Raw genomic sequence first — 24,884 nt, 5'->3', positions numbered from 1 at the left:
GGAGCTGACCGATGTCCGAGGAAGAGAAGCTTCGCGAGTACCTCAAGCGGGCCATCGCCGACAGCCGCCGGGCGCGGGCCCGCCTGACCGAGGTCGAGGAGCGGGCCCGCGAACCGATCGCCATCGTCGGGATGGCCTGCCGCTACCCACTCGGCATCGGCTCGCCGGAGGAGCTGTGGGCCGCCGTGGCCGCCGGCACGGACGCCATCGGCCCGTTCCCGGGCAACCGGGGGTGGAGCGACGAGCTGTTCGAGCCCGGGTCCGCCGCGACGGCGAGCTCGCGCACCCGGGAGGGCGCGTTCCTCACCGATCCGGGCGACTTCGACGCCGCCTTCTTCGGCATCTCGCCCCGCGAGGCCCTGTCCATGGACCCTCAGCAGCGGCAGGTGCTGGAAACGTCGTGGGAGGCGCTGGAACGGGCGGGCATCGATCCGGCCTCGCTGCACGGCAGCGCGACCGGCGTCTACGTCGGCGGCATCACGCAGGAGTATCCCGCGCTGCTCGCGGCCACCGGCCTGGACCGCGAGGGGTACGCGCTGACCGGCACCACCAGCAGCGTGATGTCGGGCCGGGTGGCGTACGCGCTGGGCCTGGAAGGGCCGGCGGTGACCGTGGACACCGCGTGCTCGTCGTCCCTGGTCGCCATCCACCTGGCCATGTACGGCCTGCGGGCCGGCGAATGCGGCCTCGCCCTGGCCGCCGGGGTCAACGTGATGGCCACGCCGCAGTTCTTCGCCGCCTTCTCCGGCCAGGGCGCGGTCGCGCCGGACGGGCGCTGCAAGTCGTTCGCCGCCGCCGCCGACGGGATCGGTTTCGGCGAGGGCGTCGGCGTGCTGGTGCTGGAACGGCTCGGCGACGCGCGCCGCAACGGCCACCGGGTGCTCGCGGTGCTGCGCGGCTCCGCGGTGAACTCGGACGGCGCCAGCAACGGGCTCACCGCCCCGAACGGGCCGTCGCAGCAGCGGGTGATCCGGCGGGCGCTGGCCGCCGCGAGCCTGGAGCCCGGCGACGTCGACGCGGTGGAGGCGCACGGCACCGGCACCCGGCTGGGCGACCCGATCGAGGCGCAGGCGCTGCTCGCGACGTACGGTCGCGGCCGTTCCGCCGGCCGTCCCCTGTGGCTCGGCTCGGCCAAGTCGAACTTCGGGCACACCCAGGCCGCGGCCGGCGTCACCGGCGTGATCAAGATGGTGATGGCGCTGCGGCACCGGCTGCTGCCGCGCACGCTGCACGTGGACGCGCCGACGCCGCACGTCGACTGGGAGTCGGCTCCCGTGCGGCTGCTGACCGAGGAACAACCTTGGCCGGCCGGTGACCGGCCGCGGCGCGCCGGTGTCTCGTCGTTCGGCATCAGCGGAACCAACGCCCACCTGATCCTGGAGGAGGCGCCGCCCGCCCCCGAGGGCGACCCCGAGCCGGGCACGGAGCCCGGCGACCTTCCATGGATCGTCTCCGGCCGGTCGGCGGCCGCCCTGCGGGACCAGTCCCGTCGCCTCGCCGAGCATCTGGCGGAGCACCCGGGCCCGACGCCGGCCGCGGTCGCGCGGTCGCTGGCCGGCGCCCGGTCCGCCTTCCGGCACCGCGCGGTGCTGCTCGGCGACGCCGAGGGGCGGATCTCCGCGCTCGATGCCCTGGCGCGCGAGGAGCCCGTCGCCACCGCCGTCACCGGCACCGCCGACGGCGGCCAGCGCGTGGTCTTCGTCTTCCCCGGCCAGGGCGGTCAATGGCCGGGTATGGGCGCCGGCCTGCTCGACTCGTCGCCGGTCTTCTCCGATCGGATGCGTGAGTGCTCGGCGGCTCTCGCGCCGCACCTGGACTACTCGCCGGAGGCGGTGCTGCGGGGCGAACCGGGCGCGCCGCCGCTGGACCGGGTCGACGTCACTCAGGTGGTGAACTTCGCCGTCATGGTCTCGCTGGCCGCCCTGTGGCGCTCGGCCGGCGTCGAGCCCGCCGCGGTGATCGGGCACAGCCAGGGCGAGGTGGCCGCCGCGTGCGTGGCCGGCGCCCTGTCGCTGGCGGACGCGGCCCGGGTCATCGCGGTGCGGGGCCGCGAGGCGCTCCGCTTGGACGGCATCGGCGGCCTCCTCTCGGTGTGGCAGCCGGCCGGCGAGGCCGCGGAGCTGATCGAGCCCTGGGGCGACCGGCTCACCGTCGGCGCCGTGAACGGGCCCCACACGGTGATCGTGTCCGGCGAGAACGCCGCCCTGGACGAGCTGGCCGAGGTGTGCGCCGGGCGCGGCGTCCGCGCGCGGCGGGTCGCGATGCGGTACGCCTCCCACTCGCGCTACGTCGAGCGCATCCGCGACGACCTGGGCCGGGCCCTCGGCGAGGTCCGGGCGGCCGATGCGCCGATCGCCTTCTACTCCACCGTCACCGGGTCGCTGTTCGGCACGGACGGGCTCGACGCCGCGTACTGGTATCGAAACCTGCGCGAGCCGGTGCGCATGCACGACGCCGTCCAGGCCGCCCTGTACGACGGCTGCGACATGTTCGTCGAGGTCAGCCCGCACCCGGTGCTCGTCGGCGCGGTGCAGGACACGATCGCCGCCCGGTCCGCGCCCGCGACGGCGCTGGGCACGTTGCGGCGCGACGAGCCGGAGGCCTCGCGGATGCGGCGGTCGCTGGCCGAGGCCTACGTGGCGGGCGCGCCGGTGGACTGGCGGTCGCTGCTCGGCCCCGGCCCGTCGGCCGAGCTGCCCACGTACGCCTTCCAGCATCAGCGTTTCTGGGTGGAGGTGCCGGCCGCCACCGTCGCCGCCGAGGACTCGGCATTCTGGGACGCCGTCGGCGCCGGCGATCCGGCGACCCTGGCCGCCACCATCGGCCTGAACGACCCCGTCGCGCTGCGCGAGGTGGCCCCGGCCATGGCCCGCTTCCACCGCCGCCGGCAGCAAGACTCCATAGTGGACTCCTGGCGTTACCGGGTGGTGTGGCGCCGGGCCGATCTTCCCGCCGCGGTGCCGTCCGGCACCTGGCTGCTGGTCACCTCGGGGGACGACACCGCCGCCGAGCCGGCCGCCGCCGAGCGGGCTCTCGTGCGGGCCGGCGCCGGCGTCGTCCGCCTCGACCTGCCGCCCGGCACCGGCCGGGAGGTCGCCGGTGCCCGCCTGCGGGAGATCGCCGAGCGGCACGGGGACCTGGCCGGGGTGCTGTCGTACGCCGGTCTGCATCAGCGGCCCGACCCGGCCCACGTGCCCCTCACCGCCGGGACGGTGGCCACCGTCGCGCTGGTGCAGGGCCTGCTCGACGCCGGCATCGGCGCGCGGCTCTGGGTCGTCACCCGCGGCGCCGAGCAGGTCGTTCCGGCCGACCCGGTGTCGGCCGAGGCCGCGGCGCTGGCCGGGCTGGCCCGCATCGCCGGCCTGGAGCACCCCGGCACCTGGGGCGGAATGGTGGACCTGCCCGCCGCGTCGGCCCGGCCCGACGCGGACGCGGCCACGCTGTGCACCCTGCTCGGCGGCGCGGCCGAGGACCGGGGCGAGGACCAGTTCGCGCTGCGCGCCGGCGGCGTCCTCGTCCGCCGGCTGGCGCGCGCGAGCCGCCCGCGCGGCGCCGGGGAGGGCTGGCGGCCCCGGGGCACCGTCCTGGTCACCGGCGGCACCGGCGGCGTCGGCGCCGAGGTCGCGCGCTGGCTGGCGGCGAACGGCGCGGAGCACGTCGTGCTGGTCAGCCGGGGCGGCCCGGCCGCGGCGGGCGCCGCGGCGCTGCTGGACGAACTGGACGTGCCGGCGACCGCGCTCGCCTGCGACATGGCCGACCGGGCCGCCGTCGCCGCGATGCTCGAGGCGCTGCCGGCCGAGCCGCCGCTGACCGCGGTGGTGCACGCGGCCGGTGTCGGCGCGCAGCAGGCGCTGGCCGACCTGACCCCGGAGGAGGCGGCCCGGGTCGCCGCCGGGAAGGCGGCCGGGGCCCGGCACTTCGACGAGTTGCTCGGCGACCGGGCGCTCGACGCCTTCGTTCTCTTCTCCTCGGCCGCGGCCGTGTGGGGCAGCGCCGGCATGGCGGCCTACGCGGCCGCGAACGCCTACCTGGACGGGCTCGCCGCCGATCGCCGCGCCCGCGGGCTGGCCGCCACCTCGATCGCGTGGGGCGGCTGGGCCGGCGCCGGCATGGGCCGGCTCGTCGACGACGCGCACACCCGGCAGGGCGTGCGCATGATGCCCCCGGCGGCGGCCCTGACCGCGTTGCGCCGGGCGGTGGAGCAGCGTGACGTCACGGTGACGGTCGCCGACGTGGACTGGACCCGGTTCGCCGAGCTCTATTCGCTCTCCCGGCGGCGACCGCTGCTCGACGAGGTGGCCGAGGCCTCCTCCGCCGGCGCGGAACCGGGCGACGACTCGCGCGCCGCCGCGCTCAGCCGCCGGTTGGCCCGGGCCGCCGACAGCGAGCGCGACGAGATCGTCCGCGATCTCGTCCGGGCCGAGGCGGCCGCGGTGCTGGGCCACGCCGGTGGCGACGAACTGCCGGCCGAGGTGTCCTTCAAGGACCTCGGCCTCACGTCGGTGACGGCGGTCGAGCTCCGGCAGCGGCTCGCCGTCGCCACCGGGCTGAGCCTGCCCGCCACGCTCGTCTTCGACCATCCCAGCGTCGACGCGGTGACCAGGCTGCTCCGCCGGCAGATGGCCGGTGGGCGAGCCGAGGCCGAGGGGCCGGCGCCGATGGCCGCGGTGGCGGATGCCGACGATCCCGTGGTGATCGTCGGCATGGCCTGCCGCTACCCGGGCGGCGTCACCGGGCCCGCATCGATGTGGGCGCTGCTGGCCAACGGCACCGACGCGGTGGGCCCCTTCCCGGCCGACCGGGGATGGACCGGCGACGGCGCCGGCTACCGGGCCGAGGGCGGCTTCCTCTACGACGCGGCCGGCTTCGATCACGCCTTCTTCGGCATCTCCCCGCGCGAGGCGCAGGCCATGGACCCGCAACAGCGACTGCTGCTGGAAACCGGCTGGGAGGCGGTCGAACACGCCGGCATCGACCCGGCCCGGCTGCGCGGCAGCGCCACCGGCGTCTTCGTGGGCGCCGGACCGTCCGACTACTCCGCCCTGCTCGGTGCCGCCCGCGGCGGGGCCGAGGGCTTCGCCATGACCGGCACGGCCGGATCCATCATCTCCGGGCGCCTCTCGTACGTCCTCGGACTCGAGGGACCGTCCCTCACGGTGGACACCGGCTGCTCCTCGTCGCTGGTCACCGTCCACCTGGCCGCCCAGGCCCTGCGCGCCGGCGAGTGCGACCTCGCCCTGGCCGGCGGCGTGACGGTGATGTCCACACCGGTGGCGTTCGCCGAGTTCGCCCGCCAGGGCGGCCTGGCCGGCGACGCCCGGTGCAAGTCGTTCGCCGGCGCGGCCGACGGCACCGGCTGGAGCGAGGGCGTGGGCCTGGTGGTGCTCGAACGGCTCTCCGCCGCCCGCCGCCACGGTCACCGCGTGCTCGCCGTGCTGCGCGGCTCGGCGGTGAACTCCGACGGCGCGTCGAACGGCCTCACCGCGCCCAACGGGCCCTCGCAGGAGCGGGTGATCCGGGCCGCGCTGGCCTCGGCCGGGCTGGCCCCGGGCGACGTGGGCGCCGTGGAGGCGCACGGCACCGGCACCGCCCTGGGCGACCCGATCGAGGCGCGGGCGCTGCTCGCCACGTACGGCGCCGGACGGCCGGCCGACCGGCCGCTCTGGCTCGGGTCGGTCAAGTCGAACATCGGGCACACCCAGGCCGCCGCGGGCGTCGCCGGGATCATCAAGATGGTGCTCGCCCTGAGCCACGAGCGGCTGCCGACGACGTTGCACGTCGACGAGCCGACGCCGCACGCCGACTGGTCGTCCGGCGCCGTGCGCCTGGTGACCGAGGCCCGGCCCTGGCCGCGCGGTGACCGGCCGCGGCGGGCGGGGATCTCCTCGTTCGGCATCAGCGGCACCAACGCCCACCTGATCATCGAGGAGGCGCCGGCGGAGCCCGAGCCGGCCCCGCGCGCGGCCGGCCCCGCGCTGCCCGTGGTGGTGACGGCCCGCACGCCGGAGGCATTGGCCGCACAGGCCGCCCGGCTCCGGACGTGGCTCGCCGACCGGCCCGGCCTGTCCTGCGCGGACCTGGCGTACTCGCTGATGACCACCCGAACCGGTTTCGAGCACCGCGCGGTGGTGACCGCCGGCGACCGGGACGGCGTGCTGGCCGGGCTGGGCGCCGTGGCCGAGGGCCGGGCCGCACCCGGCGTGTCGGTGAACCGTGCCCGCGCCGGCGGCCAGGTGGTCTTCGTCTTCCCCGGTCAGGGTGCGCAGTGGGCGGGGATGGCGGCGTCGTTGTGGTCGGTGTCGCCGGTTTTTGCGGAGTCGATGGTGGCGTGTGAGGCGGCGTTGGAGCCGTTTGTGGGGTGGTCGTTGCGGGAGGTGGTGTTGGGGGGTGGGCCGGGGTTGGAGCGGGTTGATGTGGTGCAGCCGGTGTTGTTTGCGGTGATGGTGTCGTTGGCGCGGTTGTGGGAGTCGTGTGGGGTGCGGCCGTCGGCGGTGGTGGGTCATTCGCAGGGTGAGATCGCGGCGGCGGTGGTGGCGGGTGCGTTGTCGTTGGTGGATGGTGCGCGGGTGGTGGGGTTGCGGTCGCGGGCGTTGCGGGCGCTGGCCGGCACCGGCGGCATGGCCAGCGTCGACCTTCCCGCGGAGGACGTCGAGCCGCTGCTGGAACGCTGGGACGGCCGGCTGTCGGTCGCCGCGGTGAACGGCCCGCGGACCGTCGTCGTCTCCGGCGAGGCCCCGGCGCTGGACGAGCTGCTCGCGCACTGCACCGGCTCGGACGTCCGGGCCCGGCGCATCGCGGTCGACTACGCCTCGCACTCCGCTCAGGTGGAGCGGATCCGTGACGAGATCCTCGAGTCCCTGTCCGGCGTCACGCCTCGGCCGGCGGCCGTCCCGTTCTACTCGACGCTCACCGCCTCGCCGCTTCCCGGCGAGCGGCTCGACGCCGGCTACTGGTACGAGAACCTGCGCCGTCCGGTGCGGCTGCGAGCGGCGGTCGACCTGCTGGACGCCGACGGCTTCCAGCTCTACGTCGAGTGCAGTCCGCATCCGGTGCTAACCGTGGGCGTGCAGGACACCCTGCACGACCGGGACAGCGCCGCCGTGGTGCTCGGCACGCTGCGCCGCGACGACGGCGGCCTGGACCGCTTCCGGGCCGGCCTCGCCGAGGTTCACCTGCACGGCGTCGAGGTCGACTGGTCCGGTGCGCTCGGCGACGTCGAGGTGACGACCGTCGAACTGCCCACGTATCCGTTCCAGCGCACCCGCCACTGGCTGGACGGGCCGGTGCGCGCGGCCGACGTGACCGCCGCCGGCCTGACGGACCCGGCGCACCCGCTGCTGGCCGCCGGGGTGGAGGTGGCCGACTCGGGCGCCGTCGTCTTCACCGCCCGGCTGTCCCGCGCGGCCGCACCCTGGCTGGGCGACCACGTGGTGGCCGGGGCCGCGGTGCTGCCGGCCACCGCGCTGGCCGAGATGGTGGCCAAGAGCGGCGAGGTGGTGGGGCTCGGCCGGGTCGCCGAGCTGACCCTGCACGCGCCGGTGCTGGTTCCGGCCGAGGGCGCGGTGGACCTGCAGCTGACGGTCGGCCCGGAGGACGAGAGCGGGCGGCGCCCGGTGCGGCTGCACGGCCGGGCCGGCGCCGACGAGAGCTGGCAGGTGCACGGGAGCGGCTGGCTGGCCACGTCCGAGCCGGCGGCCGGCGACGACCTGGGCGCCTGGCCTCCCGCCGGCGCGCGCCCGCTCGCGGTCGACGACCTCTACGGCGGTCTGGCCGCGGCCGGTGTCGAGCTCGGGCCCGCGTTCCACGGGCTGCAGGCGGCGTGGACCACCGGCGACGCGGTCTACACCGAGGTCGCCCTGCCCGGCGAGGCCGGCGGGGAGGCGACCGGTCACCTGATCCATCCGGCGCTGCTCGACGCGGCCCTGCAAGGCATAGCGCTCGGTGAGCTGCTGCCGGAGGCGGGCGGGGGACACCGCCCGTTCTCCTTCACGGACCTCGAGATCCACCGGCCGGTGACCGGAACGGTGCGGGTCCGGCTGACCGCCGCCGGCGCCGACTCGGTTGCGGTGCTGCTGGCCGACGAGGCCGGAGACCCGGTCGGGACCATCGGGTCGCTGGTGCTGCGCGCCGTTCCGGTCGACGAGATCCGGGCCGGCGCCGCGGGAACGCATGACGGCCTCTTCCGCGTTGACTGGATGCCGATGCCGCCCACCGGGCCGGAGTCCGTCTCGATCGCCGTTCTCGGCGCCGGCCTCCCGCTCGACGGGGTGCGCCGCTTCCGCGACCTCGCGGACCTGAACCGGGCGGTGGACGACGGCGAGCCCATGCCGGACCTGGTTCTCGTGGCCGGCGTTCCCGATGTTTCCGGTCCCGGCGCTCCGGACCCGGAGGCGGGGCTCGCGGCACGGACCCGGGCGGCCACCCGGCACGTGCTGGCGCTGATCCGGGCCTGGACCGCGGACGACCGGCCGGCCGGACCGCGGCTCGCCTTCGTGACGCGCGGGGCGGTCACGGCCGCCGCGGACGACGACGGGCCGGACCCGGTGGCCACCGCGGTCTGGGGCCTCGTACGCTCGGCCCACGCCGAACACCCGGACCGGTTCCGCGTGATCGACGTGGACGGCGCCGAGTCGTCGGCGCGAGCGCTGACCACGCTGAGCGTCGCCGAGGAGCAGTCCGCGCTGCGTGCCGGCCGGCTGCTGGTGCCGAGGCTGGCCCGGCTGCCGCGGGGCGAGCACGACTCCGTCCCGTCGGCCTCCTTCGACCCGGCGGGCCTGGTCCTGGTCACCGGCGCCACGGGCGGGGTCGGCTCGCTGATCACCGAGCATCTCGTCGCCGCTCACGGCGTACGCCATCTGCTGCTTCTCAGCCGCCGCGGCGGCGACGCGCCGGGCGCCGGCGAACTGGTGGACCGGCTGCGTCACCTCGGCGCCGAGGTGACGCTCGCGGCCTGCGACGTCGGCGACCGCGACGCGCTGCACCGCATCGTCCGGCGGGCCGAGGCCGGCCGGCCGCTGAGCGCCGTGGTGCACAGCGCCGGCGTCTTCGACGACGGGCTGCTCGCCTCGCTGACCGAGAACCAGGTCGACACCGTCTACCGCGTCAAGGTCGACGCCGCGGCGCACCTGCACGAGCTCACCCGAAACCGGCCGTCGGTGCCGCTGGTGCTCTTCTCCTCCAGCGCGGGTGTGCTGGGCGGCGCCGGTCAGGGCAACTACGCGGCGGCCAACGCGTTCCTGGACGGCCTCGCCGCGCACCGGCGGTCGCTGGGCCTGCCCGGCACGTCGCTCGCCTGGGGGCTGTGGGCCGACGAGCGGGGCATGGGCGGGCAGATCGGCCAGGCACAGCGGCAGCGCCACGCCCGGCGCGGCATCGTCGCGATGCCGGCCGCGGACGGCCTGGCCCTGTTCGACGCGGCCTGCCTCGCCTCCGAGCCGGCGGTGCTGCCGATGCGGCTGGACTGGCCCGCGCTGTACGCCAAGGGCCGCGTGACCGGCGTCCCCCCGCTGCTGCGCAACCTGGTCCGCGTGGCCCGGCGCCGGGCCGGCGCCGACCGGGCGGACCTGACGCGCCGGCTGAGCGGGCTGAACGACCACGAGCGGGCGGCCGCGCTGACCGACCTGGTCCGCGAGCTCGCGGCCGGGGTGCTCGGGTACGAGTCGCCGGCCGCGGTGGACCCCGAGCGGCCGTTCCGGGACCTCGGCTTCGACTCGCTCACCGCGGTGGAGCTGCGCAACCTGCTCAACGCGGCGACGGGGCTGCGACTGCCGGTCACCGTCGTCTTCGACCATCCGCAACCGGCCATGCTGGCCGACCGGCTGGCGGGCGAGCTGTTCGCCGGCGCGGCGCCGCGGCCGACCGCCGCCGACCCCGAGGAGCAGCGCGTCCGGGACCTGCTCGCGGCCGTGCCGATCGGCCGGCTGCGCACCGCCGGACTGCTCGACGCGCTGCTGGCGCTGGGCGATCCCGCCGCCGAGCCGGACCGCCCGGCCGGACGGCGGGCCGAGATCGAGGCCATGGACGCCGGCGCGCTGGTGCGCATGGCCATGGCCGAGGACAGGAGATGACGACGTGGCCGACCACCTGACGCTCACCCCGGACCTGCTCGACTACGTACGGCGGACGTCCCTGCGCGACGACGATGTCCTGCGCGAGCTGCGGGAGGTGACCGCCGAGCTGCCGGCGGGCCGGGCCCTGCAGGTGGCCGCGGAGGAGGGGCAGCTGCTCGCGCTGCTGGTCGCGCTGACCGGCGCCCGGACCGTGCTCGAGATCGGCACGTACACCGGCTACAGCGCGCTGTGCATGGCCCGCGCCCTGCCGCCCGGCGGCGTCGTGGTGACGTGCGACATCACCGCACGGTGGCCGGCCGTCGGGCGGCCGTTCTGGGAGCGCGCCGGCGTCGCCGACCGCATCGACCTGCGCATCGGCGACGCCCGCGAGACGCTCGCCGGCTTGGCCGCCGAGCGCGGCCCGGGCGGCATCGACCTCGCGTTCATCGACGCCGACAAGACCGGCTACCGGGAGTACTACGAGGCCGTGCTGCCGTTGCTCCGCCCCGGCGGCCTGATCGTGCTGGACAACACGCTCTTCTTCGGCCGCGTGGCCGACCCCACGGCTACCGACGCCGACACCGAGGCCATCCGCGAGCTGAACGAGGTGCTGCACGGCGACGACCGCGTCGACCTGTCCCTGCTCGCCACGGCGGACGGCATCACCCTGGCCCGCAAGCGGGCCTGACCCAAAGGAGGAACGATGCGAGGTGATGTCCGGCGTACGCCGGCGGCGCGGCCCGTCGGCCGCGACGAGCTGGTGGAGTCCCTGGTGGCCGCGCTGAGCGCGCTGCCCGGTCTGCTCGCGGCGATGCCCGTGCTCGGCCCCGATCACCAACTGGTGAGGGCGAACCGCCAGTCGTCGGCCGAATCGCCCTCGACGGCCGCCGGCCGCGGCGTGCCGGACGCCGGGCCGTCGTAGGTGCGGCGCACGTAGGACAGGTCGGCCAGCAGGCCGGCCGAGGTGACGCGCCGGCCGTCGTCGCGCACCGGCCGGCGCACCGGCAGCGCGCCGGTGTCGGACCAGCGCAGCCGGCCGTCGGCCGCCACATAGCCACGGGTCCGGCCCCGGTTGTCCGGATGCAGGCAGTACGGCACGTCGAGGTAGCCCTTGCCGAACGCGAGCAGCAGCGCCTGGCCGATCTCCGCGTGCAGGCCCAGCACCGCCTCGATGATCTGCCGGGCCTCCTGGTAGACCTCGGAGTCGTCACCGAACGGCAGCGGCACGACGTCGGAGGAGGCGAACGAGCCGGCGTAGCGCAGGGCCGCGACGTTCTCCTTCACGGTCGGGATGCGCCGCGACTCGGCGACCGTCTTGACGATCAGCCGCTCCGAGCCGCTGTAGACGGCCAGCCGCGCCGAGTGCCCGAGGAGCCGGATCGCGCCGTCGTCGGTGGCCGGGTACAGCCCCATGTACGTGTAGATGACGGTGTGCCAGTCGGTGGTGGGCAGCAGCTCCGCGCACAACCGGCGCAGCGCCCCCACCGCTTCCAGGTCCTGGGCCAGGTTGGTCTGCTGGGCGTAGCTGACCGACACGCTGCGGATCCCGTACCGGCAGAAGAACAGCGCCTCGAGCACGCTGATCGCCACCAGCAGGCTCGGCGGGCACAGCTGGCCCAGCAGGCAGCCGCCGAACGTCTCCAGGTGCGGCTCGACACCCCGCTCGCGGAGGGCCGCGAAGCGGTCCACGCAGCGGGCCCAGTTGGCCACCGACTCGGCCAGCGGCGTACGCCCGTAGGGCAGGCAGTACGAGACCGGCCCGCCCTCGGTGACGTCGAGCCCGAGGCGGATGAGGGCGTCGAAGATGTGGTGCGGTGTCGCCGACCCGTGCCGCACCTGCACGGGGAAGCCGGGCCCGCGGATCCCGTCGAGCATCGCCCGCGTGACCGACAGGTCGTGGCTGGCGATCGGGTAGCCGTTCAGCAGCGCGCCGTCGGCCAGCGCCCGGGACACCGCGGCCAGATCACCGACGCGGGTGTAGCTGTCCAGGGTGATCGTGCCGACGGTGGCGTGCCCGGCGCGCCGGGTCGCGGCCAGCCCGGCCCGCATCTGTGCCGGGTCGCCGAAACCCATGCGCGGCTGCACGACCAGGTCGCCTCGGTCGGCGGCCGCACGCACGAAGGCGCCGAAGCCGCCGGGTGAGTGCTGCCGGGCGCTCATGCCGTGGCCTCGATGGCGCTCGTGGCCGTGCCGGCCGCGAGCGCCACGAACGACTGGAAGCTGTCGATGCCGTCGTCGGCGAACACCGCGTCGAACCCGGCCGCCACGAGCTCCGCCGAGAGGGCGTCCACCCGGTCCGTCGACACGCTCAGCTTGCCGCCGATCACCACGGGGGTCGTGCTCAGCCCGGGGCACTCGCGCAGCCCGCGGATCACCCGGAGCGCGTCGGTGTGCCCGTGGCCGTTGACGCTGCTCATCACGACCATCGCCGGCGCGAGCCGCCGGCACTGCTCGATCAGCACCGCGTCGGGCACGCACGGGCCGAGGTTGACCACCTCGTAACCGAGTTCCTCGATGAGCAGCTGGAGGTACACCAGGTTCCAGGTGTGTGAGTCGGAGGCGAGCCCGGTCACGACCACTCGGGGTGGCCCGGGCAGTTTTTCCACGTCGGTCATCCGGCCGCTTTCCACCTGTGTCGGAATTCGCATTCCTGTGCGAGCGTAGCGGCGTTCGGCGACCGGCCGTACCCCTAGCTCATCCACCCTTACCAGCGGTTTAAGGGTTGTCCGGTCACGCCGGCGGTCGTTAGAAAAAGGCATGACTGCCCACGAGAGTGTCGACCAGGGAAAGGTGCGGTCGTACTACGAGTTCCGCGGCCGCAAGAATACGGGATGGGCCCTTTACCGCAGTTTTCTCGGTGTCCGGAGGTTCTATGTGAACTACGGCTACTGGGAGCCGGGATGCCCGGGCCTGGACGAGGCCGGCGACGCGCTGGCCGACCTGCTCGCCGAGACGGCCGGCATCACCGCGGGCGATCGGGTGCTTGACGCCGGATTCGGCTATGGCGAGCAGGACGTCCGCTGGGCCCGGACCCGCGGGCCGCTGCGCATCCACGGCCTGAACATCACGCCGGCGCAGGTCGAAGCGGCCCGCGAGCGGATCGCGGCCGAGGGGCTGTCCGACTCGATCGACCTGCGCGCCGGGTCGGCGACGGAGGTGCCGCTCGGTGACGCGACGGTCGACCGGGTCGTGGCGCTCGAGTCGGCCATGCACTTCCACACCCGGCAGCGGTTCTTCGAGGAGGCGGCTCGGGTGCTGGTGCCCGGCGGCACTCTGGCCACGGCCGACATCCTGCCCAGCCGGGCCGAGGAACCGGGGCGGGGACCGCTGGCGCGTCTCGGCCGCAAGCTGCGCGAGCGGACCATGCCGTCGGAGAACTGGTACACGATGGACGAGTACGCGGAGCGGCTGAAGCGCGCCGGCTTCGTCGACGTGCACGTCCGGTCGATCACCGAGCGGGTGATCGCTCCCCGGCTCGACTACATCCGGTCGAGGTTCTCCGCCCCGGAGAACAGCGGGCGATCGTGGTTCGAGCGCGTGCAGATGCGGCTGTTCCTCTCGGTCGCCGAGAAGCAGCGTGGCACCCGTGAATACGTCCTGGCCGTGGCGCGCAAGCCGGAGTGACGGCGCCGGCCGGCGCCGGCCGCGACGGTCAGCGCCGGCCGAGCATCGCCAGCACGCGTGCCTGCTCGTTGCGCACCAGCATGAGTCCCTCGTCGACACCCATGCCGGGTTTGGCCAGCTGGACGTCGGGCCGGGCGGCCAGGGCGACGTGGACCGAGACGCGCGCCGAGACCTCGGTCTCGGCGCAGCTGCCGCCGAGCAGCGCGCCGACGCCGGCCTGCCGGCAGTGCCGCACGGCGAGCAGGCTGTCCTCGATGCTGCCCAGGTCGGGCATCTTGATCTGGATCATGTCGCAGGCACCGGCCGCGACGAAGGCCAGGACGTCGTCCAGGGTGTTGCACCACTCGTCGGCCACCACTTCGACCGCGCTGTCCCGCTCCCGCAGCGCCGCCCGCAACGCGGCCATGCCGTCGATCTGCGCGGAACGGCTGCCGAGGTCGACCGGCGACTCGATCCGCAGCGGGTAGCCGGCCGCGGCCTTCTCGAGCCCGGTCAGGTGGTCGGCCACCGCCCGCAGGTCGCCGTCGAAGGCGAGCCCGGCCGTGCCGTACAGGTCGAAGTGGAGCACCGGCCGGTAGCCGGCGCCGCCGAGCCGGGCGATCCGGGCGGCGAGCCAGGCGACGTACTCGGGCAGGGCCTCGAACTTGGCCATGTTGTTGATCAGGCCGTGCGGCAGCGCGTCGGCCCGCTTCATGATCATCTTGTCGGCGTTGTCGTACCGGTCGTCGCCCGACTGCGCGTAGACCGGCACCGGCCGGTCCGGCAGCGCGAGACCGTACTCGTCGCAGAGCACCTCGCAGATGGTGCGGCGCCGGGCCGAGGCGACGGCGGACACCCAGGCCTGACTGAGCCCGTAGCGCAGCGCGATGCTGTCGCCGGCCGCCGCCAGCACCTCCGGCAGCGCCGGCCGGAACTGGTCCGCGGTCCGGCCGGTCAGGTCCCGGCGCAGCCGCTCGGTGATGCGATCGTCAGGTTCCAGGGGCGCCTCCCGGCCGCCCGCTCCCGCGTACTGCACGGTCACCGCGTCACCCCAGGCGACCGTGCCGTCCTCGAGCCGCAGGCCCAGGCCGAGCCCGCGCGCCGGCACCCGGACGGCGGCGAATCCCGCGGTCAGAGGTGCGCCGGCGTACGCCTGCCCGTCGCGGACCGCGCCCGCGCGCACCGCCGCGAGATCGTCGTGGAAGAACCCGCCGGCGATCGGCGTCACCAGGACGTCGGTGACCCGCATCAGTAGACGCCTTCGGGCATCTTCCGGGTGTCCTGCAACGGCAGGACGTTGGCGACCCCGTCGCACGGGAAGGCGTCGCCGGTGTCGTGCCGGATCGCCTGGTCACGTTCGAGGATGTTGGGCAGGAACAGGTCGTCGTGCAGGGCGGTCAGCATCACGCGGCCGAGCTCGCCGTACTCGACCGTCCGGGTCCAGTCGCTCTTGTCCACCACTGCGAGCGTCACCTGCGGGAAGTTGGGCAGGTACGGGAGGATGTCGCCGTCCTTCTCGGCCGGGATGCCGGCGGAGCTGCCGAACGTGTTGCCGTAGCTGCGCCCGACGATCGCGCCCCGGAGCACCTCGGTGAAGGAGCGGAACATGGCCGGGGTGATGTGGGTGCCGCTGATCCGCACGCCCTCCAGCGCGGTGGCCAGCTCCGGCGCCCGCCGGATCAGGGCGTTCAGCAGCACCGGGGTGGTGTTCAGGTAGTTCACGCGCTGGCTGCGCATGATGGTCGTGACCTGCTCGATGATGTGATCGGTGTACTCGTCGGCCTCGGCCAGCTTGCCGGCCCGGATCAGCCGCTTCACCCAGCGCGGGTCGGCGTCGACCGTGTGCACGACGCCGCCGTACGAGGCGAGCTCGGGGATGCCGTTGGCGATCAGGTGCGGCCCGGTCGGGGTGGCCTGCACCCAGGTGCCGTCGGTGCGGAAGCCCTCGCGAGCGAACGACCAGTGCCGCCAGGCCCGGCGCTGCCGGGTCATCTCGGGCGTGTAGAGCACGCGGCAGGGATCGCCGGTGGTGCCGCCGGACTCCCACACCCGCCCGGAGAGCGGCCGGGGGACCGCGAGCGGGATCAGGTCGGCCGGGTCGAGCTCGCGCAGCTCCGGCAGCGGGAACGGGCCGAACGCCTTCAGCTCCGCGTAGCGCGTGATGTCGCGCGGGTCGAAGTCGAGCCCGGCGGCGCGCTTGAGCCAGTAGGGGCTGCCCGTCTCCGGGTCGAAGTGCCGCCGCACCACGCGGCGGGTCCACTCGTCGATGTCCGTCTGCAGCCACGTGCCGACCAGGTCCGCGAAATCCGTCATGGCAGGGTCCTTTCGATCAGGAGGGGGAGCGGGCGTCACCGCAGGGCGGTCTCGAGCCGCATGGTGCTGGGTGGGTCCTGCCGTGCGGCGACGAGATGCAGGCGCTCGATGCCGTCGTCGCCGGGGCGGATCGCGGCCCGGCAGGCGCAGTCGTCGTCGGTGAAACCGGCGAACCGGTAGGCGATCTCCATCATTCGGTTGCGCGGCGTGCGCCGGAAGTCGGCGATCAGGTGCGCCCCGGCCCGGGCGGCCCGGTCGGTGAGCCAGTTGATGATGACCGCGCCCGCGCCCAGCGAGACGACCCGGCACGAGGTGGCCAGCAGCCGCAGGTGCCAGGCGCCGGGGTGCTTCTCGACGAGCATCACCCCCACCGCGCCGTACGGGCCGAAGCGGTCGTCGATCGAGGTGACCAGCACCTCGTGCGCGGGGTCGTCCAGCAGCTCGCGCAGGGCGGCGTCGGAGTAGTGCACGCCGGTCGCGTTCATCTGACTGGTACGGCGGGTCAGCTCCTCGACCCGGTCCAGGTCGCCGGGCGACCCGGCCGCGATCCGCACCCGCAGCTCGAGCGAGCGCAGGAACTCCTCGTCCGGCCCGTCGAACGCGGCCCGGACGGCGTCACGCCGGAAGGAGGCCTGGTACATGGCCCGGCGACGGCGCGAGTCACTGGTCACGACGGCGGGCGTGAACTCCGGCAAGCCGGACAGGGCGGCCGCCTGCTCGTGGGTGTAGCAGCGCACCTCGGGCAGGTGGTAGGCCACCTCGGCCCGCTCGGCCGGCTGATCGTCGACGAAGGCCATGGCGCCCAGGGCGAAGCTGAGCTCGGCGGCGATCTCGCGCACGGCGTCGGACTTGCGGCCGAAGCCGATGCGGGGGAGCACGAAGTAGTCGGCCAGGCCGAGCTTCTCCAGCTGCGCCCAGGCCATCTCGTGGTCGTTGCGGCTGGCCACGGAGTGCAGGATGCCCCGGACGTCCAGCTCCTCGACCGTCTCGCGGACGCCGGGGCGCAGCCGCGGCTCGTCGCCCTCGAGCAGGGTGCCCTCCCAGACCGTGTTGTCCAGGTCCCAGACCAGGCACTTGACCGTGACGGGTTCCATCGCCCTCACCTCCCGGTCCGGGCGGGCAGCGCCTCGACCGTGTGCCGCGCCAGGATGAGCTGGCAGATCTCGTTGCTGCCCTCGATGATCTCCATGAGCTTGGCGTCGCGATGGGCGCGGGCGACCACGTGACCGTCGTGGGCGCCCGCCGAGGCGAGCACCTGCATCGCGATCTCCGCGCCGCGGGCCGCCCCGGTCGCGCTGACCTGCTTGGCCAGGACGGTGGCGACCACCATCTCGGCGCTGCCCGAGTCCCAGCGGGCGCTGGCGTGCTCGCACGCGCGGAGGGCGTTCTGCTCGGCCACGTAGAGCTCGGCGAGGTGGCGGGCCACCAGCTGGTGCCCGGCGAGCGGGCGGCCGGACTGGTGGCGGGTGGTGGCGTGCGCGGCCGCGGCCTGCCGGCAGGCGGTCAGGATCCCCGCACTGCCCCAGGCCACGGACATCCGGCCGTACGCGAGCACAGTGGTGATCAGCATCGGCAGTGCCTGAGCGGTGCCGCCGAGCAGGTGGTCCACGGGGAGCCGGACGTCGTCCAGGTCGATGTCGGCGTGTCCCGCGGCCCGGCAGCCGTGCGCGTCGGCGATGGGCCGCACGCGCACGCCGGGTGCGCCGGCGGGCACCACGACAGCCGCGGCGCCGTCCTCGTACCGACCGAAGACGACGAGCAGATCGGCGGTCGCGGCGGCGGTGCACCAGACCTTCGCGCCGTCCACGACGACCCGGTCGCCCTCGCGCCGGATCGAGGCTCGCATCGCCGTGAGGTCGCTGCCGGCCGCCGGCTCGCTGAACGCCACCGCGGCGAGCCGGCCCCGGCACAGCTCCGGCAGCAGGCGCGCCCGTTGCGCGGCGTCGCCGAGCCGCTGCACCGCCCAGGCGGCCATGCCCTGCGAGGTCATCACGCTCCGCACCGAGCTGCAGAGGCTTCCCACGAACGCGGTCAGCTCGCCGTTGTCGCGGCTGGACAATCCCGGCCCGCCGTGGGACGGCGGAACCTGTGCGCAGAGCGCTCCGGCCGCGCCGAGCTCCCGCAGCACGTCGACCGGGATCCGGCCGGCCCGATCCCACGCCCCGGCGTCGTCGCCGATCAGCTTGGCCGCCAGGTCCGCCAGGTCCGCGAGGCCGCCGCCGGCCTCAGGCACCGCCGGTCTCCCGCAGCCGCAGGACCAGCCCGGTCATCGACACGATCGTGCGGAAGTTGTCCATCCGCAGGTCCGGCCCGGCGATCATGATGCCGAACGTCTGCTCCAGGTGCACCACGAGCTCCATGGCGAACATGGAGGTGACGGTGCCCGACGCGAAGATGTCGAAATCGGGCGCCACAGTGGCCTTCAGCCGCTTTTCGAGAAATTGCTGGATCGAGCTCTCGACCTGTGCGGACGCGGCCGGGCCGGCAGAGGAAATGGTCACGGTTGCGCCTCTCCGTAATCGTAGAAGCCACGCCCGGTCTTGCGGCCGTGGTCTCCCTTTCGCACTTTTTCCAGGAGGTTCTCGCAGGGCCGGAAGCGCTCCTCGCCGGTGCGCTGGTGCAGCACCCACAGCGAGTCGGCGAGGTTGTCCAGCCCGATCAGGTCGGCGGTGCGCAGCGGGCCGGTGCGGTGCCCGAGGCACCCCTCCATGAGCGCGTCCACCTGCTCGGCGGTCGCGACGCCCTCGGCCACGATGCGGGCCGCGTCGTTGATCATCGGGTGCAGCAGCCGGCTGGTGACGAAGCCCGGAGCGTCGCGGACCACGATCACCTGCCGGTCCAGCACGGCGAGCAGATCGCGCACGGCGGCCAGGGTGGCCTCCCCGGTGCGCGGACCGCGGATCACCTCGACCGCGCGGATCAGGTAGGGCGGGTTCATGAAGTGCACGCCGATCAGCCGGGCCGGATCGTCCACCGCGCCGGCCAGCTCGTCGACCGGGATGGACGAGGTGTTGCTGATGATCGGCGTGCCCGACGCCAGCACCGCGCAGGCCTCGGCCAGCGCCTTGGCCTTCGTGCCGGCGTGCTCGGTGACCGCCTCGACCAGCACCGTGGTGTCGCCGGCGCCGTCGAGGGACTCGCTCGCCGACAGCTCGCCGGGCGCGCGCTCCGCCGGTGCCGCGCCGAGCAGCCGCGCCAGGCGCAGCTGACGGTCCACGTCGGCGTGCAGCCGGGCCAGCCGCCGCGGGTCGGTCTCGACCACCCGCACCGGCACGCCGTGCAGCAGGGCGGTGGTCGTGATGCTGACGCCCATCACGCCCGCGCCCACCACCGTCAGGCGGTGCGCATTTGACTCAGTCATCGATTCTCCCAGCCCGGCCGAATGGAATTCCGCGCGGTTTCCGCCAGGCTAGGAAGCCCATTCCGGTCGCTACAACCCCACATTCCGGTTAGGGGTGGGAGCGACATTAGTGGTGCTTAGGGGTGTCGAATGGGCGGGCGTGGCTCCCAAGCTGACTGCACAGCTGAGGGAGGGCGGCGGTCGGGATGGACACCTCACCGGCGGCGGTCGTCGACGCGCTGCGTACGGCACTGCTGGCCAATGAGCGCCTGCGGGACGAGAATGACCGGCTGCGCGGCTCGGCCGCCGAGCCGATCGCGGTGATCGGCATGGCCTGCCGGTACGCCGGAACGGAGGGCCCGGAGGCCTACTGGCGCCTGATCGACCAGGGCGGCGACGGGATGCGCGAGCCGCCGCCCGAGCGCGGGTGGGACATGCCCGCCGACGTGTCACTGCCCGGCGGCTTCCTGCCCGCCGTCCACGACTTCGACCCCGGCTTCTTCGGCATCTCGCCGCGCGAGGCAGCTCTGCTCGACCCGCAGCAGCGGATCCTGCTCGAGACGGCCTGGCAGGCGTTCGAGGACGCCCGTATCGACCCGCGGGAGCTGCGGGGCAGCCGCACCGGCGTGTTCGTCGGCGGCTCCTCGCACGAGTACGTGATGGTGCTCGCCGCCGCTCGGGACAGCGCGGGGCATCACGGCACCGCGGCCGGCGCCAGCGTGCTGGCCGGCCGGATCGCCTACACGCTGGGGTTGCAGGGACCGGCCGTCACGGTCGACACGGCTTGCTCGTCGTCGCTGGTCGGCCTTCATCTGGCGGCGCACTCGCTGCGTACCGGGGAAAGCTCGCTGGCGCTGGCCGGTGGCGTCTCGGTGCTGTTCAGCCCGGGCCTGTTCGCCGAGTTCGCGACGCAGGGCGGTCAGGCCGGCGACGGGCGCTGCAAGTCGTTCGCCGAGGCGGCCGACGGCACCGGCTGGGGCGAGGGATCCGGTCTGCTGGTGCTGGAGCGGCTCTCCGACGCCCGCCGGCACGGCCATCGGGTGCACGCGGTGCTGCGCGGATCGGCCGTCAACGCGGACGGCGCCTCCAACGGCCTGACCGCGCCGAACGGCGCCGCCCAGCAGCGGGTGATCCGCGACGCCCTGGCCGGCGCCGGTCTCACCCCGTGCGATGTGGACGCGGTGGAGGCGCACGGCACGGGCACCCGGCTCGGCGACCCGATCGAGGCGCAGGCGCTGCTGGCCACGTACGGCCGCGACCGCGACCGTCCCCTCTGGCTCGGCTCGGTGAAGTCGAACATCGGCCACACCCAGGCCGCGGCCGGCGTCGCCGGCGTCATCAAGATGGTGCAGGCCCTGCGGCACGGCGTGCTGCCCCGCACGCTGCACGTGGATCGGCCCACCCCGCACGTGGACTGGTCGGCCGGTTCCGTCCGGCTGCTCACCGAGGCGCAACCCTGGCCCCGGGGCGAGCGGCCGCGGCGGGCCGCCGTCTCCTCGTTCGGGATCAGCGGCACCAACGCCCATCTCATCCTCGAGGAGGCGCCGGAGCAGGCCGAGCCCGAGCCCGCGCCGCCGCCCGCGGTCCCGGTGCCGGTGCTGCTCTCCGCGCGGGGCGCCGCCGCCCTCCGGGCTCAGGCCGGCGCCCTGCACGCGGCGCTGACGGCGGGCCCCGAAGCCGGTCTCGCGGCGATCGGCCGGTCCACGGCGCTGACCCGGGCCGCGCTCGAGCACCGGGCGGTGGTGCTCGCCGGCGATCACGAGACGCTGCTGACCGGACTCGACGCGCTGCGCTCGGGCCGGACCGGGCCGGGTGTGGTGACGGGCGAGATCACCGGAGGCCGGCTCGCGTACCTCTTCTCCGGTCAGGGTTCGCAGCGGCCGGGCGCCGGCGCCGAGATGGCCCGCCGGTTCCCCGCATTCGCCGAGGCCCTGCACGAGATCTGCGGTCATCTCGACCCGGAGCTCGACCGGCCGCTGCGCGACGTGCTGTTCGCCGAGCCCGGCTCGGCCGAGGCCGGGCTGCTCGACCAGACCCGCTACACGCAGCCCGCGCTCTTCGCGGTGCAGGTGGCCCTCCACCGCCTGCTCGCCGGCTGGGGGCTCACCCCGGACCTGCTGCTCGGGCACTCCGTCGGGGAGATCAGCGCGGCTCACGTCGCCGGCGTGCTCGACCTGCCCGATGCCTGCGCCCTCGTCGCCGCGCGGGGCCGTCTCATGCAGCGGCTGCCCGAGACCGGCGCGATGATCGCCGTGGAGGCGGCTCCGCACGAGGTCGCCGGCTCGATCGGCCCCGATCTCGACGTCGCCGCGCACAACGGCCCCCGCTCGGTGGTGCTCTCCGGCCGGGCCGAGACGGTGGAGGAGGCCGCCGAGCGCTTCCGGGCCGCGGGCCGGCGCACCCGGCGCCTGACCGTGAGCCACGCCTTCCACTCGCCGCTGATGGAGCCGATGCTCGACGGCTTCCGCGCGGTCGCCGAACGCCTCACCTATCGGCCGCCCACGGCGACGATCGTGTCCACGGTCTCCGGCACGGCCGCCGGGCCGGAGATCGCCACCGCCGGCTACTGGGTGCGGCACGCCCGGGCCACGGTGCGGTTCCACGAGGCGGCCGTCGAGGCGATGGGCGCGGGCGCGCGGAACTGGCTCGAGCTCGGTCCCGGCGGAACGCTGACCGCGCTGGTCCGGGAGATCCACGCGGAGACCGGCGACGACCGGCCGGCCGGCTTCCACACCGCGCTGCGCGGCTCCGGACCCGAGCCGGAGGGCCTGCTGGAAGCGATCGGCGGCGCCCACGCGGCCGGCGCCCGGGTGGACTGGAAGGCCTTCTTCGCCCCCTACGGCGGCCAGATCGTCGACCTGCCCACGTACGCGTTCCAGCGTTCGGCGCATCGCCCGGTGCCGGCGCCGCCGGCGGCCGGGGCGGCCTTGCTCGGGCTGTCCGACGGCGAGCACCCGGTGCTCCGGGGCTGGCTGCCGGAGCCCGGCGACGCCGGCGGAACCCTCACCGGGCGGCTCTCGGTGCGGGACCACCCGTGGATCGCCGACCACGCGCTGCACGGCACGGTCGTCGTGCCCGGCGCCGCCCTGGTGGAGATGGCCGCACACGCCGGGCGGCGGGTCGGATGCGCGGTTGTGGACGAGCTCGTGCTGGCGGCGCCGCTCGTCCTCACCGAGCGCGGCGAACGGCGGCTCCGCGTGACGGCCGGCACCGCCGATCCGGCGGGTCGCCGGCCGGTGACCGTGTACTCGGCGGCCGGTGACGAGGACTGGACCGTGCACGCGACCGGCGTGCTCGGCCCCGAACCGCAAGCCCGGCCGGCCGAGCTTCCGGCGCCGTGGCCGCCGGCCGGGGCGCGCCCGGTCGACGTCGCGGGACATTACGAGGCGGTCATCGCCGGCGGCATGGCCTTCGGGCCGGCCTTCCGCGGCCTCCGGTCGGTCTGGCGGCACGGCGGGGAGGTGTACGCCGAGGTGGCGCTGCCGTCGCCGGACCCGGACGGCTACCCGGCCCATCCCGCCCTGCTCGACGCGGTGCTGCACGCGCTGCCGTACGGCGACTTCGTGGCCGGTGGGCCGGCGCCGCTGGTGCCGTTCGCCTTCCGGGGCGTCCGCCTGACCGGGTCCGGCGCGACCCGCCTGCGGGTGCGGCTGTCCCCGGCCGGCCCGCCCGGTGAGCGCACGATCGCGATCACCGCGGCCGAGCCGGACGGGCGCGTCGTGCTGCACGCCGACGGGCTCGCCGTCCGGCCGCTTCCGGCCGAGCAGGTGCGGGCGGCCACCCCGGACGGCGCCGACCTCTACGAACTGCGCTGGGAACCGGCGCCCGGTCCGCCCGCCCGGCCGGCTGGGGGAGATGCTCGTCCCGAACTGGCCGCGCCCCGGGTCCTGCGGGTGCCGGCCGGTGCACCGGTACGCGCCGCGCTGAGACGTGTCCTCGACGGGCTGCGGGAGTGGCTGGACGACGGCGAGGGCGTGCTCGCCGTGGTGACCCGCGGCGCCGTCGCGACCGAGCCGGGCGCCCCCGCCGATCCGGTGGGCGCCGCGGTCTGGGGGCTGGTCCGGGCCGCCCAGTCCGAGCACCCGGACCGGTTCGTGCTGATCGACGTCGAGGACGACGGCGACGCCACGGACGAGGTGGCGACGGCCATGGCGGCCGGGGAGGCCCAGGTGGCGGTCCGCGGTGGCGCCGCCCGGGTGCCCCGGCTGGTCCGCGCCGTCTGCTCGCCGGCCGCGCCCGGTTCCCCGTACGCCGAAGGCACCGTCCTGGTGACCGGCGGCACCGGCGACCTCGGCGCCCACCTGAGCCGGCACCTGGTGACCCGGCACGGCGCCCGCCGGCTGATCCTGCTCAGCCGCGGCGGCCCGGCCGCACCGGGCGCCGCCGAGCTGACCGCCGAGCTCACCGCGGCCGGCGCCGAGGTGTCGGTCGTGGCGGCCGACGCGGCCGACCCCACGGCCCTGCGCGAGGTGCTGGCGGCCGTGCCCGGCGAGCACCCGCTGCGGGCCGTGGTGCATGTGGCCGGCGTGGTCGCCGACGGGGTCGTGGCCTCGATGACCGAGGACGGCCTGAACGCCGTGCTGCCGTCCAAGGTGGACGCCGCCCGGAACCTGCACGAGCTCACCCGCGACCTCGGGCTCGCCGCCTTCGTCCTCTTCTCCTCGTCGGCCGGGTGGCTGGGCAGCGCGGGCCAGGCCAACTACGCCGCGGCCAACGCGTATCTGGACGCGCTCGCGACGGCCCGCCGGGCCGAGGGCCTGCCCGCCCTCTCGCTGGCGTGGGGCCCGTGGGACACCGGTGCCGGCATGACCGGCCGGCTCACCGGCGCCCAGCGGTCCCGGATGGCCAGGGCCGGGATGCACGCGTTCGCCCCGGCCCAGGCGCTGGCTGCCTTCGACGCGGCCCAGCAGGCCGAGGCGCCCGCCGTCATGCCGCTGCACCTCGACCGGGCGGTTCTGCGCACGCTGGCGCACCGGCTGCCCCCGCTCTTCGCGACGCTGGCCCCGGCCCGCCGGGACGAACCGGGCCCGGCCGTCGCCGAGCCGTCCGGCGCCGCGTGGCCGGAGACGCTGGCGGCGCTCAGCGAACCGGAACGGCAGCGCGTCGTGCTGGATCTGATCCGCTCCCACGTGGCCCGGATCCTGGGCCACGGCGGGCCCGACGACGTCGAGGTGTCGCGCGGCTTCCTCGATCTCGGCTTCGACTCGCTCAGCGCTGTGGAGCTGCGCAACGCGCTGACCGGCGTGACCGGCCTGCGGCTGCCACCGACCCTGCTGTTCGACCACCCCACCCCGCTGGCTCTGGCCCGGCACCTGATCGCCGCCGTGCCCGCCGCCGGACCGGCCACGCCGGTGCTGGACGACCTGTCCCGGCTGGAGGCGGCCCTGGCCGGCCTGCGCCCGGACGACCCGGAGCTGCCCGGCATCGCCGAGCGCGTGGCCGCTCTGGCCGAGCGGCTCTCCTACCGGCCGGCGGCCGAGGTGGACGTCTCGTCGGCCAGCGCCGAGGAGCTGTTCGCCTACATCGACGGGGGCCTCGGGCTGTCCCCCGCCGACGACTGACTCCCGCAGCCCCGCTCA

Annotated in this window: 12 protein-coding genes; 4 read left to right on the top strand and 8 right to left on the bottom strand. The window is 75.3% G+C overall.

All coding sequences use genetic code 11. The features are described 5' to 3' along the window. Positions 1-11: 11 nt before the first annotated feature. Both AB0C26_RS06815 and AB0C26_RS06810 read left to right on the top strand, forming a co-directional pair. Positions 12-10,067, top strand: a complete 10,056-nt coding sequence (locus AB0C26_RS06815) for a type I polyketide synthase (protein WP_360242624.1) — start codon at positions 12-14, stop codon at positions 10,065-10,067. 4 nt (positions 10,068-10,071) lie between these two features. Continuing rightward, positions 10,072-10,737 carry a class I SAM-dependent methyltransferase gene (locus AB0C26_RS06810; protein ID WP_360242621.1) on the top strand — a complete coding sequence of 222 codons (666 nt, stop codon included), beginning with the start codon at positions 10,072-10,074 and terminating at the stop codon, positions 10,735-10,737. Positions 10,738-10,880: 143 nt separating this feature from the next. On the opposite strand, the gene AB0C26_RS06805 is transcribed toward AB0C26_RS06810, so the two are convergent. Both AB0C26_RS06805 and AB0C26_RS06800 read right to left on the bottom strand, forming a co-directional pair. After that, positions 10,881-12,209 (bottom strand): methylaspartate mutase, encoded by a 1,329-nt coding sequence (locus tag AB0C26_RS06805; RefSeq protein ID WP_360242618.1) that lies wholly within the window; start codon positions 12,207-12,209, stop codon positions 10,881-10,883. Next, entirely contained in the window at positions 12,206-12,697 is a 492-nt protein-coding gene (locus AB0C26_RS06800) for a cobalamin-dependent protein (RefSeq protein ID WP_360242615.1), read from the bottom strand. The genes AB0C26_RS06805 and AB0C26_RS06800 overlap by 4 nt, the downstream gene beginning before the upstream one ends. A 109-nt stretch (positions 12,698-12,806) precedes the next feature. Here AB0C26_RS06800 and AB0C26_RS06795 point away from each other — a divergent pair, with 109 nt between their 5' ends. Continuing rightward, complete coding sequence (locus tag AB0C26_RS06795; protein ID WP_360242612.1) at positions 12,807-13,673, top strand: methyltransferase domain-containing protein; 867 nt, start codon at positions 12,807-12,809, stop codon at positions 13,671-13,673. 28 nt (positions 13,674-13,701) lie between these two features. Here AB0C26_RS06795 and AB0C26_RS06790 read toward each other — a convergent pair whose 3' ends face one another. The 6 genes from AB0C26_RS06790 to AB0C26_RS06765 are packed head-to-tail and all read right to left on the bottom strand — an operon-like array spanning position 13,702 to position 19,326. Next, positions 13,702-14,901: a methylaspartate ammonia-lyase gene (locus AB0C26_RS06790; protein WP_360242609.1), complete on the bottom strand. Its 1,200-nt coding sequence runs from the start codon at positions 14,899-14,901 to the stop codon at positions 13,702-13,704. After that, on the bottom strand, positions 14,901-15,965 hold the full coding sequence (locus AB0C26_RS06785) for a hypothetical protein (protein WP_360242606.1): 1,065 nt from the start codon (positions 15,963-15,965) through the stop codon (positions 14,901-14,903). The genes AB0C26_RS06790 and AB0C26_RS06785 overlap by 1 nt, the downstream gene beginning before the upstream one ends. A 35-nt stretch (positions 15,966-16,000) precedes the next feature. Then, entirely contained in the window at positions 16,001-17,059 is a 1,059-nt protein-coding gene (locus tag AB0C26_RS06780; protein WP_360242603.1) for an HAD-IIIC family phosphatase, read from the bottom strand. A 5-nt stretch (positions 17,060-17,064) separates the two neighbouring features. After that, the gene (locus tag AB0C26_RS06775; RefSeq protein ID WP_360242600.1) at positions 17,065-18,198 is read right to left on the bottom strand and encodes an acyl-CoA dehydrogenase family protein; all 1,134 of its coding nucleotides are present in this window, start codon (positions 18,196-18,198) and stop codon (positions 17,065-17,067) included. Then, positions 18,191-18,466, bottom strand: coding sequence for a phosphopantetheine-binding protein (locus tag AB0C26_RS06770; protein WP_360242597.1), 276 nt, complete (start codon positions 18,464-18,466; stop codon positions 18,191-18,193). The genes AB0C26_RS06775 and AB0C26_RS06770 overlap by 8 nt, the downstream gene beginning before the upstream one ends. Beyond that, positions 18,463-19,326, bottom strand: a complete 864-nt coding sequence (locus AB0C26_RS06765) for a 3-hydroxyacyl-CoA dehydrogenase family protein (protein WP_360242594.1) — start codon at positions 19,324-19,326, stop codon at positions 18,463-18,465. Before AB0C26_RS06765 ends, AB0C26_RS06770 begins: the two co-directional genes overlap by 4 nt. Positions 19,327-19,511: 185 nt before the next feature. Between AB0C26_RS06765 and AB0C26_RS06760 the strand changes: the two genes are divergently transcribed. Continuing rightward, positions 19,512-24,866 (top strand): type I polyketide synthase, encoded by a 5,355-nt coding sequence (locus AB0C26_RS06760; protein ID WP_360242591.1) that lies wholly within the window; start codon positions 19,512-19,514, stop codon positions 24,864-24,866. Positions 24,867-24,884: the final 18 nt, after the last annotated feature.

The sequence above is a fragment of the Actinoplanes sp. NPDC048796 genome, from assembly GCF_040650035.1.
Taxonomy (GTDB): Bacteria; Actinomycetota; Actinomycetes; order Mycobacteriales; family Micromonosporaceae; genus Actinoplanes.
Note: the sequence above shows the minus strand (reverse complement) of the source record. Positions and strands in the feature narration are given on the sequence as shown.

Coding starts and splice junctions, on each gene's coding strand:
- AB0C26_RS06780 (WP_360242603.1), bottom strand. CDS start 17,059: ATGGAACCCGTCACGGTCAAGTGCCTGGTCTGGGACCTGGACAACACG.
- AB0C26_RS06795 (WP_360242612.1), top strand. CDS start 12,807: ATGACTGCCCACGAGAGTGTCGACCAGGGAAAGGTGCGGTCGTACTAC.
- AB0C26_RS06800 (WP_360242615.1), bottom strand. CDS start 12,697: ATGCGAATTCCGACACAGGTGGAAAGCGGCCGGATGACCGACGTGGAA.
- AB0C26_RS06790 (WP_360242609.1), bottom strand. CDS start 14,901: ATGCGGGTCACCGACGTCCTGGTGACGCCGATCGCCGGCGGGTTCTTC.
- AB0C26_RS06765 (WP_360242594.1), bottom strand. CDS start 19,326: ATGACTGAGTCAAATGCGCACCGCCTGACGGTGGTGGGCGCGGGCGTG.
- AB0C26_RS06760 (WP_360242591.1), top strand. CDS start 19,512: ATGGACACCTCACCGGCGGCGGTCGTCGACGCGCTGCGTACGGCACTG.
- AB0C26_RS06805 (WP_360242618.1), bottom strand. CDS start 12,209: ATGAGCGCCCGGCAGCACTCACCCGGCGGCTTCGGCGCCTTCGTGCGT.
- AB0C26_RS06815 (WP_360242624.1), top strand. CDS start 12: ATGTCCGAGGAAGAGAAGCTTCGCGAGTACCTCAAGCGGGCCATCGCC.
- AB0C26_RS06785 (WP_360242606.1), bottom strand. CDS start 15,965: ATGACGGATTTCGCGGACCTGGTCGGCACGTGGCTGCAGACGGACATC.